Annotated in this window: 12 protein-coding genes; 9 read left to right on the top strand and 3 right to left on the bottom strand. The window is 62.0% G+C overall.

Annotated features, from left to right (window positions below; translation table 11 throughout):
* Position 1 precedes the first annotated feature (1 nt).
* Both ACIOVD_RS08900 and ACIOVD_RS08895 read right to left on the bottom strand, forming a co-directional pair.
* Complete coding sequence (locus ACIOVD_RS08900) at positions 2-1,651, bottom strand: acyl-CoA dehydrogenase family protein (RefSeq protein WP_401127193.1); 1,650 nt, start codon at positions 1,649-1,651, stop codon at positions 2-4.
* A 73-nt stretch (positions 1,652-1,724) separates the two neighbouring features.
* On the bottom strand, positions 1,725-4,106 hold the full coding sequence (locus ACIOVD_RS08895; RefSeq protein ID WP_159998112.1) for a 7TM diverse intracellular signaling domain-containing protein: 2,382 nt from the start codon (positions 4,104-4,106) through the stop codon (positions 1,725-1,727).
* Positions 4,107-4,431: 325 nt separating this feature from the next.
* On the opposite strand from ACIOVD_RS08895, the gene ACIOVD_RS08890 reads away from it, so the two are divergent.
* The 4 genes from ACIOVD_RS08890 (at position 4,432) to ACIOVD_RS08875 (ending at position 7,952) form a co-directional block, all read left to right on the top strand.
* On the top strand, positions 4,432-5,229 hold the full coding sequence (locus ACIOVD_RS08890) for a hydroxymethylpyrimidine/phosphomethylpyrimidine kinase (RefSeq protein WP_401127191.1): 798 nt from the start codon (positions 4,432-4,434) through the stop codon (positions 5,227-5,229).
* 18 nt (positions 5,230-5,247) lie between these two features.
* Positions 5,248-5,871, top strand: coding sequence for a thiamine phosphate synthase (gene thiE, locus ACIOVD_RS08885; RefSeq protein ID WP_095166338.1), 624 nt, complete (start codon positions 5,248-5,250; stop codon positions 5,869-5,871).
* Between the two features lie 18 nt (positions 5,872-5,889).
* The gene (hemL, locus tag ACIOVD_RS08880) at positions 5,890-7,173 is read left to right on the top strand and encodes a glutamate-1-semialdehyde 2,1-aminomutase (RefSeq protein ID WP_159998114.1); all 1,284 of its coding nucleotides are present in this window, start codon (positions 5,890-5,892) and stop codon (positions 7,171-7,173) included.
* Positions 7,174-7,397: 224 nt separating this feature from the next.
* Positions 7,398-7,952, top strand: a complete 555-nt coding sequence (locus ACIOVD_RS08875; protein WP_095166334.1) for a tetratricopeptide repeat protein — start codon at positions 7,398-7,400, stop codon at positions 7,950-7,952.
* 119 nt (positions 7,953-8,071) lie between these two features.
* On the opposite strand, the gene ACIOVD_RS08870 is transcribed toward ACIOVD_RS08875, so the two are convergent.
* Complete coding sequence (locus ACIOVD_RS08870; RefSeq protein WP_003185742.1) at positions 8,072-8,401, bottom strand: DUF1820 family protein; 330 nt, start codon at positions 8,399-8,401, stop codon at positions 8,072-8,074.
* A 135-nt stretch (positions 8,402-8,536) separates the two neighbouring features.
* On the opposite strand from ACIOVD_RS08870, the gene miaB reads away from it, so the two are divergent.
* The 5 genes from miaB (at position 8,537) to lnt (ending at position 13,948) form a co-directional block, all read left to right on the top strand.
* The gene (gene miaB, locus ACIOVD_RS08865; protein WP_095166623.1) at positions 8,537-9,865 is read left to right on the top strand and encodes a tRNA (N6-isopentenyl adenosine(37)-C2)-methylthiotransferase MiaB; all 1,329 of its coding nucleotides are present in this window, start codon (positions 8,537-8,539) and stop codon (positions 9,863-9,865) included.
* 207 nt (positions 9,866-10,072) lie between these two features.
* On the top strand, positions 10,073-11,077 hold the full coding sequence (locus ACIOVD_RS08860) for a PhoH family protein (RefSeq protein ID WP_159998116.1): 1,005 nt from the start codon (positions 10,073-10,075) through the stop codon (positions 11,075-11,077).
* Positions 11,070-11,564 carry an rRNA maturation RNase YbeY gene (gene ybeY / locus ACIOVD_RS08855; protein WP_095166332.1) on the top strand — a complete coding sequence of 165 codons (495 nt, stop codon included), beginning with the start codon at positions 11,070-11,072 and terminating at the stop codon, positions 11,562-11,564. Before ACIOVD_RS08860 ends, ybeY begins: the two co-directional genes overlap by 8 nt.
* A gap of 5 nt (positions 11,565-11,569) precedes the next feature.
* The gene (locus ACIOVD_RS08850; RefSeq protein ID WP_016773041.1) at positions 11,570-12,409 is read left to right on the top strand and encodes an HlyC/CorC family transporter; all 840 of its coding nucleotides are present in this window, start codon (positions 11,570-11,572) and stop codon (positions 12,407-12,409) included.
* 15 nt (positions 12,410-12,424) lie between these two features.
* Entirely contained in the window at positions 12,425-13,948 is a 1,524-nt protein-coding gene (lnt, locus tag ACIOVD_RS08845) for an apolipoprotein N-acyltransferase (RefSeq protein ID WP_159998118.1), read from the top strand.
* Positions 13,949-13,970 lie beyond the last annotated feature (22 nt).

Here is a 13,970-nt window from a genome sequence, read left to right as displayed (position 1 = left end):
GTCAGTAGCGCTGCGGGGTCGAACGGGCGACGATGGCTTCCACATCCAGACCTCGCGGCAACGCACCGTAAACCCGGCCTCCACCGTTCAGGCGACTGGCGATAAAGGCGTCGCTGACGCTGGCATTGCCCGCCTCGAGCAACAACTTGGCCTGCAGGCCCAGGGCAATGTCCTCGGTCAGTTGGCGGGCGCGGTACTGGATGTCGCTGGTGTCCTTGAACGCCGCCTGCAACTGCTGGATGTGCGTGGCCAGGCGTTTGTCGCCATGCCCGTCGCCCAGTTCGCTGAACAGTGCATCGAGCACTCCGGGCTCTTTGGACAGGGCACGCAGCACGTCCAGGCACTGCACGTTACCGGAACCTTCCCACGTCGAGTTCACCGGCGCCTCACGGTACAGGCGCGGCAGGATGCTTTCCTCGACATAACCGGCACCGCCCATGCACTCGGCAGCTTCATTGATCATGGCCGGGGCGCGCTTGCAGATCCAGTACTTGCCCACCGCTGTCACCAGCCGGGCGAACTTGGCTTCCTGGGAGTCATCCAGTTGATCCAGCGCCTGCCCCATGCGCAGGCTCAAGGCCAGGGCGGCCTCGCTTTCCAGCGCCAGGTCGGCGAGCACGTTCTGCATCAGCGGCTGTTCGCTGAGAAACTTGCCACCCACCTGGCGGTGGGCGCAGTGATGGCTGGCCTGAGTCAGCGCCTGGCGCATCAAGGCACTGGAGCCGACCATGCAATCAAAACGGGTCATGGCGACCATTTCGATAATGGTCGGTACGCCACGCCCCTCCTCGCCGATCATCCACGCCAGCGCCCCACGAAACTCGACTTCACTGGACGCATTGGAGCAATTGCCCAGTTTGTTTTTCAGGCGCTGGATGTAGAACTGGTTCCGCGTGTCATCTGGTCGATGGCGCGGCAGCAGGAAGCAGGTCAGGCCCTTGTCGGTCTGGGCCAGGGTCAGGAAGGCGTCGCACATCGGTGCCGAGCAGAACCATTTATGGCCCACCAGTTCATACGCCTGGCCCGGACCGGCCGCACCGACTGGATACGCCTTGGTGGTATTGGCCCGCACGTCGGTGCCGCCCTGCTTCTCGGTCATCGCCATGCCGATCGTGACGCCGGCCTTGTGGGCCATGCCGACATTGCGCGGGTCATACTCGCGGGCGAGGATTTTCGGCAGCCATTGCCGGGCGATGTCCGGCTGCAGACGCAAGGCGGGCACGCTGGCGAACGTCATGGTCAGCGGACAGCCACTGCCGGCTTCGGCCTGGCTGTGCAGGTACGTCATGGAGGCCCGGGCAACATGGGCGCCGGCCTGTGGATCGGTCCAGGGCAACGACGTCAGCCCGTGCTCGACCGCAGCCCGCATCAGCTCATGGTAGGCCGGGTGAAACTCCACCAGGTCGATGCGATGACCATACCGATCATGGCTGGAGAACAGCGGCTTGTTCTGGTTGGCCAAGAACCCCGCGGCCATCAACGGACCACCGGCCAAGGCACCATAGGCGTCGATTCGCGACTCGGCCCAACCCGCCCCGAAACGCCGCGACCAGTCTTGCAGCGGCAGGTCGACGCGGTACAGGTTGACCCCGTCCAGGGAGGGTGGCTGATTGGTAACTTCGTGGGTTTCGGCGAACTGGTGCAGGTTCATGGCGGGCCTCCTTGGGTCAGCGAAGACCCTCAGTTAAGCACCCTGCCACCCCCTGACAAAGTGGCATATACGCCTAAATACCGGCGCTTTCACCTTGCTGCTGGCAAAGTAACCGACGATGCAGCACCGCCTGCAACTCTTCGAATTTCACCGGTTTGCTCAGGCAATCAGTCAGCCCGGCCTCGAAGTCCAGGCTGGTGGTGGCCACCGCAGCCAGCACCGCAACATTGGCGTAGCCCGGCAGCGCACGGATCTGCTCGCACATCGTCTGCCCCGCCAGCGCGGGCATCGGACTGTCCAGCAGCACCGCATCAAAATATTCCCGGCGCAAGCACTCCAGCGCGGCGGGGGCGCTGTCGACACTGCGCACCCGATAGCCGAGCTTGAGCAACATGCCGCGCACCACCAATTGATTGATGCTGTCGTCGTCGACCAACAACACCCGGCAATCCTGGGGGTCACGCACGCTCACCAGGTCCTGGCCGTGGCGCACGGTAGCGGTGCTCGGCGGCAGCGTCACCACCTCGAACTCGACATCCAGCTGAAACCGGCTGCCACGCCCAGGTTCAGAGCGGTGGGTCAGGCGCCCGCCGATCAACTCGACCAATTGCCGACAGATCGCCAACCCCACTCCCAGGCCGCCGTACTCGCGGGTCATGGAACCGTCGAGCTGGAAAAAGCGCTGATACATGGTCGCCTCGCCCAGGTCAGTAAAACCGATGCCGGTGTCGATTACGGCAAAGGACAACGCCTGGCGCCCGGCTTCAGCCGGCTTGCCGCTGACCCGCAACGCCAACCCGCCGACGTGGGTGAACTTGATCGAGTTGTCCAGCAGGCACTCCAGGCACTGCACCAGCTTGGCGCTGTCACCGTGCAGGCGATCGGGCAAGCCCTGGGCCAGCTCAACCTTGAAATCCAGGGCCTTGCTCGCGGCATTGGCGGCGAACTGCTGGTGCAGGCCATCGACCACCGAACGCAGGCTGAACGACTCCGGGTAGGCCTTGAGGCGCCCGGCCTGCAACTCGGTCAGGGTCAGGATGCCGTTGACCATGCGCATCATGTCCCGGGCCGAACCGGCGGCGGTCTGCTGATACTGCTCCAGCTCCGGATCCATCTCGACGGTCTGCATCAACTCCAGCGAACCGATCACCCCATTCATCGGCGTGCGCAGTTCGTGGGTCAGGGTCGCCAGGAACTCATCCTTGAGCTGGTTACTGTGGGCCAGTTGCTGGTTCAACACTTCCAGCTTCTGCCCGGCATCGAACAATGTCTGTGCCTGCTGCTCGCGCATGGTGTTGATGCGGTCAGCCAGGGCCAGGGACAGCAATGCGACCTCAATCGCCGAACCGATCTGGCTGGCGTACATGGTCAGGAACACGTTAGGCAGGTAGCCCAGCACCATCAGCGTATTGACGATGCCGCCGAGCAGGAACGCCGACCAGGCGATGATGAAATAGCGTGCCACCCGCAGGCCGCGCCACCAGGCGAAAATCCCCGCCGAGAAAATCACCACGGTGAAGATCAGCGCCAATGCCGTGGCCAGGCGCAGGGCCAGGGCATAGCTGGTCATCAACGACAGGCCGACCACCACCGCGCTGCAGGCCACCAGCGTCAATAGCAGGCGATCGAACCAGCGACTGTGACTGGAGGTTTGCAGGAAACTGCGGGCGAACTGGCTGCCGAACAGCGCCGCGCAGCCGATGAAAAACGGTGTCGAGGCGTTGGCCCACCAAGGGTTGTTCGGCCAGAAGTACTCCACCGCCGCACCGTTCACCGAGAGCTGGTACAGGCCGAACGACGCGATATAGAAGATGTAATAGAGGTAGCTGGTGTCGCGCACGCTGAGGTAGATGAACAGGTTATAGACCAGCATCCCCAGCAGGACCCCGTAAATCAGCCCGAGGATATACAGGCGCACCGGCTGGTCTTCCAGATAGGCCGTACTCGACCACAACGCCAGCGGCGCCTGGATCGAACCCTGGCTTTGCAGGCGCAGGTAGACGGTCTTCTGTTCATTGGCCACGAAGGGTAAGTCAAACAGGTAGTTGTTCTGGCGAATTTCCCGGGTGGCGAACGGCAAGGCGTCACCGGTGCGCTGCTTGAGCTGATAATTCCCAGTGCCATCGGGCAGGTACAGGTCGACGTGATCCAGGGGTGGGTACGCCAACTCCAGCAGCCAGGTACGCAGGACCTCGGGATTGCTCGGACGATAATGCAGGTCGATCTTCAGCCAGAACACCGAACGGGAGTAACCGGCGTTCAGGGTGGCTTTGTGGTGGGGGCTGAAATGGCCGGCCGCCGCTTGGGCCTGGACGTCTTTGATGCTCGCAGTGCCGGCGACATCCTCGTACACCTGCATGATCCGACCCAAGGGGAGCTTTTGGGTGAACTCATCAAAGTCCGCTGCGCTCGCCAACATGGGCAAACTCAACAGCAACATCAGCAAATAGCGCATAAAGCCCCAGCATGGCCTGTCCGGTGCGTCAGGAAGCCCCCCCATTTCCTTTTGAGCAGACGTCGAACCGATACAACCTGTTATTGGTTTGGATCCACTCTAGCATAGCCGCTGGTGGCGTTTGAACACCATTGAAATTTTTAGTTTGAAGGCTCTAGAACGGGCCTTTCGGCGGAACATAGCGGTCAATACCTGAAGATCCAGTCAGATTATGAGGATCATCCCTAACCGCCCGCCGCTGCCACGAGCCCGCGCGGCTGGCAGCAAGTCCTGGCGTGCTGCCAGGCGCACCGAAAAAACGTGTTTGGTGGTAAGCTCGCGCACCATGAATATCTACAGCTCTCGCCCCGTTGTCCTCTGTCTCTCCGGCCACGACCCAAGTGGTGGCGCCGGCTTGCAGGCAGATATCGAAGCCCTGCTGGCTCAGGGTTGTCATGCGGCCCCGGCCGTCACTGCCCTGACCGTGCAAGACACCGTCAATGTCAGTGATTTCCGCGTCCTCGATCGTGAGTGGGTACTGGCCCAGGCCAATGCCGTCCTCAACGACTCGCAGGTTGCGGCGGTCAAGCTGGGCATGCTCGGCTCACTGGAAATGGTCGACACCGTGGTCGAACTGCTCCAGGCGCATCCGCACCTGCCCGTGGTCTGCGACCCGGTGCTGCGTGCCGGCGGCGGCGGACGCCTGGGCAGGGACGAAGTCGGCTACGCCATGCGCGAGCGCCTGCTGCCATTGGCGATCATCGCCACCCCTAACCTTCCTGAAGCCCGGATCCTGGCTGAACTGCCAGACGGCAGCGCCGACCAGTGCGCAGAAAAACTCCTGCCCTACGTCAAACACTTGCTGATAACCGGTGGGCATGGCGACGAACATCAAGTACACAATCGCCTCTACAGCCGCGACGGTCACCGCGAAACCTTTACCTGCCAGCGCCTGCCCGGTAGCTACCACGGATCCGGATGCACCCTGGCCAGCGCCCTGGCCGGTCGCCTGGCCCAGGGCGAACACCTCGCCAGCGCGGTGAAGTCGGCACTGGACTACACGTGGCGCACCCTGCGTGACGCCGAACAACTGGGCAAAGGCCAGTTTGTTCCGCGCCGCCTGCCGCTGGATTTTTGCTCGTAACGCCATGAGGCTTGCCCGATGAAATTACGTGGTCTGTACGCCATTACCGACAGTCAGTTACTGGCCGGCAAGTTCCTGCCCTATGTGCAAGCGGCACTGGAGGGTGGCGTGACCTTATTGCAGTACCGCGACAAAAGCACCGACGAGGCGCGCCGCCTGCGCGAAGCCGAAGCCCTGCGCGGCCTGTGCGAGCGCTACAAGACCCAGTTGATCATCAACGACGACGCCGAACTGGCCGCACGCTTGGGCGTCGGCGTTCACCTGGGGCAAACCGATGGCCCGCTGACCCCGGCCCGGGCACTGCTGGGGCGCCAGGCGATCATCGGCTCGACCTGTCACGCGCAGATCGAGCTGGCCGAACAAGCGGCCAAGGAAGGCGCCAGTTATGTCGCCTTCGGCCGCTTTTTCAACTCCAACACCAAACCCGGCGCACCGACCTGCAGCCTCGAACTGCTCGACCAGGCCCGCGCCCGGCTGCACCTGCCGATCTGTGCGATCGGCGGTATCACCCTGGACAACGCCGCCCCGCTGGTGGCCCATGGGGTCGACCTGCTGGCCGTAGTGCATGGCCTGTTCGGCGCCGACAGCACGAGCGAAGTGACCCGCCGCGCGCGCGCCTTCAACGCATTGTTCAATTCCTGAATTTTTGAGAGCCCTACCATGTCTCGTTCCGAAATCCTGTTTGCCAACGCCCAGAAACACATTCCCGGCGGCGTGAATTCGCCCGTACGTGCATTCAAGAGCGTGGGCGGCACCCCGCTGTTCTTCAAGCACGCTGAAGGCGCCTACGTGACGGACGAAGACGACAAGCGCTATGTCGACTACGTCGGCTCCTGGGGCCCGATGATTCTCGGCCACAGCCACCCAGAAGTGCTGGACGCTGTGCGCAAGCAACTGGAACACGGCCTGTCCTACGGCGCCCCAACGGCGATGGAGACCGAAATGGCCGACCTGGTCTGCTCGATCGTGCCGTCGATGGAAATGGTGCGCATGGTCAGCTCCGGTACCGAAGCGACCATGAGCGCGATTCGCCTGGCCCGTGGTTTCACCGGCCGTGACAGCATCATCAAGTTCGAAGGCTGCTACCACGGCCATTCCGACAGCCTGCTGGTCAAGGCCGGCTCGGGCCTGCTGACCCAAGGCGTGCCAAGTTCCGCTGGCGTACCCGCCGCCTTTGCCAAGCACACCCTGACCCTGCCGTTCAACGACATCGATGCGGTGGCCAAAATGCTCGGCGAAGTCGGCCAGGAAGTGGCGTGCATCATCGTCGAGCCGGTAGCCGGCAACATGAACTGCGTACCGCCGGCTCCGGGTTTCCTCGAAGGCCTGCGCAGCCTGTGCGACCAGCACGGCGTGGTGCTGATTTTCGACGAAGTGATGACCGGTTTCCGCGTGGCATTGGGCGGCGCCCAAGCGCACTACGGCGTGACTCCAGACCTGAGCACCTTCGGCAAGATCATCGGCGGCGGCATGCCGGTGGGTTGCTTCGGCGGCAAGCGCGAAATCATGTCGCACATTGCCCCGCTGGGTCCGGTCTACCAGGCTGGCACCCTGTCGGGTAACCCGCTGGCCATGGCGGCCGGCCTGACCACCCTGCGCCTCATCAGCCGCCCAGGTTTCCATGCCGAACTCAGCGACTACACCAGCCGCCTGCTCGATGGCCTGCAACAGCGTGCCGATGCCGCGGGCATCCCATTCGTCACGACCCAGGCGGGTGGCATGTTCGGCCTGTACTTCAGTGGCGCCGACGACATCGTGACCTTTGACGACGTCATGGCCAGCGATGCCAACCTGTTCAAGCGTTTCTTCCACCTGATGCTCGAAGGCGGCGTGTACCTGGCGCCAAGCGCCTTCGAGGCAGGCTTCACCTCGATCGCCCACGGCGACGCCGAGTTGCAGTTGACCCTGGACGCGGCCGAGCGAGCATTTGCCGCGCTGAAGTAAGCCAAAACCGCTGACGTCGACCTGGGTCGACGTCAGCTTTATCCTACATTGCTGTCTTTTTGCTGCTACGACTATCCAAGTTGTCGCTAAAAGCGGTAGATATAGTTCCCGCGCGGCAGAAAAACGAGTAAAGACTTTGTAAGGAAGGTCCTGCTTATTTCATAATGCGCGCTTATTGGATCCCTCGATGGGTCCGCGCGCCCTTCAGAGGTAAGTCGATTCCCATGAACCGCACCGGCCGCACCCTTGCATTGGGCTGCCTGTTGCTCCTTCAGCCGCTGCTCGCGCACGCACAAGCAGGCGGCAACTCGTTGTTGATCCCGGCAATGGGTCGTTGCACCCTCAATACCCAGCCTGAAGACCTGAAGGAGGCCCTTGAAGCCTGCCAGAAAGCGTCGGACGCCGGGGATGCGGAAGCGCAATACGAGTTGGGCGAGTTCTACTACGACGGTAAAAATGCACCGCGCGACCTCAATCAAGCCCTGAGCTACTTCGAAAAGGCCTCCCTGCAAGGCCACGCCCAGGCGCAATTCAAACTCGGCACCATGTTCTTCCACGGCGAAGGCGTGCCCGCCAATAACGTCCAGGCCTATATCGTGCTGAAAATGGCTGCGGTCAACGGCGCCGAAGATGCGCTGGACACGGCCGACGAAGTCGCCGAGCACATGCAACGCGATGAACTGGAAGTCGCCACCCAGGTGCTGGGGCAGATTTTCCGCAAGTACCTGATGGAGCTGCAAAGCGCGGATGGGCGTACGCCGTTCTCGCCGCTGCCGTAAGCCTTCACTGACCTGTCTGGCCCCATCGCGAGCAGGCTCGCTCCCACAAACAGTGTGTTCACAGAAGACCCACTGTGGGAGCTAGCCTGCTAGCGATGAAGACGACGCGGTGTTAAGGCTTACTTCTCAGGCATCGGCATCGGAAACGGCATGACATTGCCGACCGCGCCACGGGCTTCGCTGATTTTTGGCGTGCCCAGGCGCTCGACCTCGTCGATGCGCACAATCGAATGCATCGGCACAAAACTGCGCACCACGCCTTCGAACTGCGCCTTGAGCTTCTCTTCGCTCGGATCGACGACCACTTGCGTGCGCTCGCCAAAGACGAACTCTTCCACTTCCAGGAAGCCCCACAGATCGCTTTGATAGATCTGCTTGGCGTACATTTCGAACACCTGGCCCTGGTTGAGGAAAATCACCTTGTAGATTGGAGCTTCACGTTTGGTCATGGTGGGCGGGTAACACATCGAGGGATAAAAATGAGGGCGCGAACTATAGCATAGCCGCTGGACGCACGACGGTAGGAACCTGAGGACTTGTTCCCTATAATGCGCGGTTCTTTGAATCACGTGATGACCCCGTCCATGGCCAAGAAGCTTTACATCGAAACCCACGGTTGCCAGATGAACGAGTACGACAGCTCGCGCATGGTTGATCTGCTGGGTGAACACCAGGCCCTGGAAGTGACTGCCCGCGCCGAAGACGCGGACGTGATTCTGCTCAACACCTGCTCGATCCGCGAACGTGCCCAGGACCGGGTGTACTCCCAGTTGGGCCGCTGGCGCGAGCTGAAGCTGGCCAACCCGGAGATGGTGATCGCCGTCGGCGGCTGCGTGGCCAGCCAGGAAGGCGCCGCCATCCGCGACCGTGCCCCCTATGTCGACGTGGTCTTCGGCCCGCAGACCCTGCACCGCCTGCCGGAAATGATCGACGCCGCGCGGATCACCAAACTGCCGCAGGTCGATGTCTCGTTCCCGGAAATCGAAAAATTCGACCATCTGCCCGAACCGCGCATCGACGGCCCGAGCGCCTATGTCTCGGTGATGGAAGGCTGCAGCAAGTACTGCACATTCTGCGTGGTGCCGTACACCCGTGGCGAAGAAGTCAGCCGGCCGTTCGATGACGTGATCGCCGAGATCATTCACCTGGCCGAGAACGGCGTGCGTGAAGTGACCCTGCTGGGGCAGAACGTCAACGGTTATCGCGGCACCACCCACGACGGGCGCCTGGCAGACCTGGCCGAGCTGATCCGGGTGGTTGCCGCGGTCGATGGCATCGACCGCATCCGCTACACCACGTCCCATCCGCTGGAATTTTCCGACAGCCTGATCCAGGCCCACGCCGACGTGCCGGAGTTGGTCAAGCACCTGCACTTGCCGGTGCAATCGGGTTCGGACCGAATCCTTTCGGCCATGAAGCGCAACCACACTGCGCTTGAGTACAAGTCCAAGCTGCGCAAGTTACGCGCCGCCGTACCGGGCATCTGCATCAGCTCGGACTTCATCGTCGGCTTCCCGGGCGAAACCGAGAAAGACTTCGAACAGACCATGAAGCTGATCGAAGACGTTGGCTTCGATTTCTCCTACTCGTTCGTCTACAGCCAGCGCCCAGGCACCCCGGCCGCCGACCTCGCCGACGAGACGCCGGAAGAGCTGAAAAAACAGCGCCTGAACGCCCTGCAGCATCGCCTCAACCAGCAAGGCTTCGAAATCAGCCGACAAATGGTCGGATCGATCCAGCGGATCCTGGTCACCGATTACTCGAAAAAAGACCCTGGCGAACTGCAGGGGCGCACCGAGAACAACCGTATCGTCAACTTCCGCTGCGACACGCCAACCCTGATCGGCCAGTTCGCCGACGTGCACATCGACGCCGCACAGCCGCACTCGCTGCGAGGTTCGCTGATCCAATAACACCACATTCCCCTGTGGGAGCGAGCTTGCTCGCGATGGCGCCAGCTCAGACAACTTAAATGTTGAATGTCAGACCGTCATCGCGAGCAAGCTCGCTCCCACAGGGGGAAGGTGTTCAACATTGGTCTGTATAAGAGCTTTCGCACCCAGGCCACTGGCGTTATCCTTGATTTCATCTTAATTGCCCAAGGGCGGCTGAAAACAACCTTGAACGCACCCATAGAACCGCATCGTTTCATCCTCGAGCCCTTTGAGGCTCACCGCTTCGCCAATCTGTGCGGGCAATTCGACGAGCATTTGCGCTTGATCGAACAGCGCCTGGCGATCGTGATCCGCAACCGCGGCAATCAGTTCGAACTGATCGGCGAGCTCAAGCACACCACCTCGGCGGAAAACCTGCTGCGCCGCCTCTACCGTGAAACCAAGGGTAGTGAGCTGTCGCCGGACATGGTTCACCTGTTCCTGCAGGAATCGGCCGTCGAAGAGCTGGAAAACCACGCCCCTGCCGAACCCGCCGTAGCCTTGCGCACCAAAAAAGGCATGATTCGCCCTCGCGGCTTGAATCAGCAGCGCTACGTGAAGGAAATCCTCGGTAACGATATCAACTTCGGGATCGGCCCAGCCGGTACTGGCAAGACCTACCTGGCTGTCGCCTGCGCGGTAGATGCCCTGGAGCGCGAGCAGATTCGCCGCATCCTGTTGGTGCGCCCGGCGGTCGAAGCTGGCGAGAAACTTGGTTTCCTGCCGGGTGACCTGTCGCAAAAGATCGACCCGTACCTGCGCCCCCTGTACGACGCCCTGTATGAAATGCTCGGCTTCGAATACGTGGCCAAGCTGATCGAACGCCAGGTCATCGAGGTCGCACCGCTGGCCTACATGCGTGGTCGCACCCTGAACAACAGCTTCATCATCCTCGACGAAAGCCAGAACACCACCGTAGAACAGATGAAGATGTTCCTGACTCGGATCGGCTTCGGCTCCACGGCGGTCATCACCGGTGACATCACCCAGGTCGACCTGCCCAAGGGCACCAAGTCCGGGCTCAACCACGTGATTGAAGTGCTCGAGGACGTACCGGGTATCAGCTTTACCCACTTCAAGCCCAAAGACGTCGTGCGCCATCCGCTGGTGCAGCGCATAGTCGAAGCCTATGAGCGCTTCGAGAATCGCGTTGCACCCGACTCCCCGAAGGACAACCGCCGCGATGCTTGAGCTTGACCTGCAGCTTGCCACCGAGGGCAACGCCCCCAGCGAAGCCCAATTCCGCCAATGGTGCGAGCTGGCCCTGCGCCAGCGCACGGCCGACTCGGAAATGACCATTCGCCTGGTCGATGAAGCCGAAGGCCGTGAGCTCAATCACACCTGGCGTCAGAAAGATTACGCAACCAACGTCCTGTCGTTCCCGGCCGACGTGCCCGACGAGTTTCTCGACATCCCACTGCTGGGCGATCTGGTGATCTGCGTGGCCGTGGTCGAGCGTGAAGCCGCCGAGCAAGGCAAGGCGCTGGACGCCCATTGGGCTCACCTGGTGATTCACGGCTGCTTGCATCTGCTTGGTTACGACCATATAGATGACGAGGAAGCCGAGGAAATGGAAGCACTGGAACGAACGTTGCTTGCCGAACTGGGTCATCCGGACCCTTACGCAGACGACGAAACCGAACTATCCCCTACTGTTACAACAAAGGATTCAGAGTAATCGCTATGAGCGAAGATCGATCGAGCAACGGGCAGAAGTCATGGCTGGGTAAGCTCACCCAGGCTTTTGCCCACGAGCCGAAGAACCGTCAGGAGCTCCTGGAGCTGCTGCGCGATGCCCATCAGAACAAGTTGCTGGACAGCGAAGCGCTGGCCATCGTCGAAGGCGCCATCCAGGTGGCTGACCTGCAAGTGCGCGACATCATGGTGCCGCGCTCGCAGATGGTCAGCATCAAGGCGACCCAGACTCCCCGTGAGTTCCTGCCAGCCGTGGTCGACTCGGCTCACTCGCGCTATCCGGTGATCGGCGAAAGCCACGATGACGTGATGGGCGTATTGCTGGCCAAGGACTTGCTGCCGTTGATCCTCAAGGAAAACGGCGACAGCTTCAACATCAAGGACCTGCTGCGCCCGGCCACTTTCGTGCCGGAGTCCAAGCGCCTGAATGTGCTGCTGCGTGAGTTCCGCGCCAACCATAACCACATGGCCATCGTCATCGACGAATACGGCGGAGTGGCGGGCCTGGTGACCATCGAAGACGTGCTGGAACAGATCGTCGGCGATATCGAGGACGAGCACGATGTCGAAGAAGACAGCTACATCAAGCCCCTGCCCAGCGGCGACTTCCTGATCAAGGCCCTGACGCCGATCGAGAACTTCAATGAGTTCTTCGACAGCGAATTCTCCGACGATGAGTTCGATACCGTAGGCGGCCTGGTGATGAGCGCGTTCGGGCATCTGCCAAAACGCAACGAAATCACGGAAATCGGCGCCTATCGCTTTCGCATCCTCAATGCCGACAGCCGTCGTATCCACTTGCTGCGCCTGACACCTATCGCCCGGTAACCCCTAAGGATCGAAATGCGCTGGATAACCCGCCCCGGCTGGCCCGGTAACCTGCTGGCCGTGGCGGCCGGTGCAATCACTACCCTGGCGCTGGCGCCGTTCGATATCTGGCCGCTGGCACTGCTGGCGGCTGGGTTGTTTTATGCCGGCCTGCGCCATCTGACCCCGCGCCAGGCACTGGGGCGCGGCTGGTGCTTCGGTTTCGGCCTGTTCGGCGCCGGTACCAGCTGGATCTACTACAGCATCCACCACTTCGGCGGCGCCTCGATGCTGCTCGCCGGCTTCCTGATGCTGCTGTTCACCGCGGCGATCGCCTGGTTCTTCGCCCTGCCCGCCTGGGTCTGGGCGCGCTGGCTACGCCGTAACGAAGCGCCGCTGGCCGATGCCCTGGCCTTTGCTGCCTTGTGGGTGGCCCAGGAAGCATTCCGCGGCTGGTTCCTTACCGGCTTCCCCTGGCTCTATTCCGGCTACAGCCAGCTCGATGGCCCGCTGTCCGGCCTGGCGCCAGTGGGTGGGATGTGGCTGGTGTCGTTCACCATCGCCCTGACCGCAGCGCTGCTGTGCAACGCGCCACGCCTGCTACGCAACCGCCGCCCTGGTTTCATCGCCGCCGGCGTGGTGCTGCTGGTCGGCCCATGGGCGGCGGGCATCGCACTCAAGGGCCACGCCTGGACCAGCCCGTCCGGCGAGCCGTTGAGCGTGGCGGCCATTCAAGGCAACGTCGAACAAAGCATGAAGTGGGACCCGGCGCAGCTCAACTCGCAGTTGGCGCTGTACCGCGACATGAGCCTGAGCTCCAAGCGCGTCGACCTGCTGATCTGGCCGGAAACCGCGGTGCCGGTACTCAAGGAGTCCGCCGAGGGCTACCTGAGCATGATGGGCACCTTTGCTGCCGAGCGGAATTCGGCGCTGATCACCGGTGTGCCGATTCGCCAGGTGGTGCACCAGGAAAAACGCTTCTACAACGGCATTACCGTGGTCGGTGAAGGTGACGGCACCTACCTCAAGCAAAAGCTGGTGCCGTTTGGTGAATACGTGCCTCTGCAGGACGTGCTGCGTGGCCTGATCGCCTTCTTCGACCTGCCGATGTCAGACTTTGCCCGTGGCCCGGCCGACCAGCCGATGCTGCAAGCCAAGGGCTACCAGATAGCCCCGTTCATCTGCTACGAAGTGGTCTACCCGGAGTTTGCCGCGAGCCTGTCAGCGCGCAGCGACCTGCTGCTGACCATCAGCAACGACACTTGGTTCGGCACCTCCATCGGCCCGCTGCAGCACCTGCAGATGGCGCAGATGCGCGCGCTGGAAGCCGGGCGCTGGATGATTCGAGCGACCAACAATGGCGTCACCGGGCTGATCGATCCATTCGGCAAGATCACCGTGCAGATCCCGCAATTCGAGCGCGGCATCCTCTACGGCGAGGTGGTGCCGATGCACAACCTGACACCGTACCTGCAATGGCGCTCGTGGCCGCTGATCGTCCTCTGCCTATTGCTGTTTGGCTGGGCACTGCTGGCCAGCCGGATGGCCAAGACCGTCTAGAACCGACCCCGCCCCTTGTAGG

This window comes from Pseudomonas sp. NPDC087626, from assembly GCF_044743405.1.
Lineage (GTDB): Bacteria > Pseudomonadota > Gammaproteobacteria > Pseudomonadales > Pseudomonadaceae > Aquipseudomonas.
Note: the sequence above shows the minus strand (reverse complement) of the source record. Positions and strands in the feature narration are given on the sequence as shown.

Bases quoted from the DNA above. Each gene is read 5' to 3' on its own strand.
- ACIOVD_RS08900 (WP_401127193.1), bottom strand. From the start codon at position 1,651: ATGAACCTGCACCAGTTCGCCGAAACCCACGAAGTTACCAATCAGCCA.
- ACIOVD_RS08895 (WP_159998112.1), bottom strand. From the start codon at position 4,106: ATGCGCTATTTGCTGATGTTGCTGTTGAGTTTGCCCATGTTGGCGAGC.
- ACIOVD_RS08890 (WP_401127191.1), top strand. From the start codon at position 4,432: ATGAATATCTACAGCTCTCGCCCCGTTGTCCTCTGTCTCTCCGGCCAC.
- thiE (WP_095166338.1), top strand. From the start codon at position 5,248: ATGAAATTACGTGGTCTGTACGCCATTACCGACAGTCAGTTACTGGCC.
- hemL (WP_159998114.1), top strand. From the start codon at position 5,890: ATGTCTCGTTCCGAAATCCTGTTTGCCAACGCCCAGAAACACATTCCC.
- ACIOVD_RS08875 (WP_095166334.1), top strand. From the start codon at position 7,398: ATGAACCGCACCGGCCGCACCCTTGCATTGGGCTGCCTGTTGCTCCTT.
- ACIOVD_RS08870 (WP_003185742.1), bottom strand. From the start codon at position 8,401: ATGACCAAACGTGAAGCTCCAATCTACAAGGTGATTTTCCTCAACCAG.
- miaB (WP_095166623.1), top strand. From the start codon at position 8,537: ATGGCCAAGAAGCTTTACATCGAAACCCACGGTTGCCAGATGAACGAG.
- ybeY (WP_095166332.1), top strand. From the start codon at position 11,070: ATGCTTGAGCTTGACCTGCAGCTTGCCACCGAGGGCAACGCCCCCAGC.
- ACIOVD_RS08850 (WP_016773041.1), top strand. From the start codon at position 11,570: ATGAGCGAAGATCGATCGAGCAACGGGCAGAAGTCATGGCTGGGTAAG.
- lnt (WP_159998118.1), top strand. From the start codon at position 12,425: ATGCGCTGGATAACCCGCCCCGGCTGGCCCGGTAACCTGCTGGCCGTG.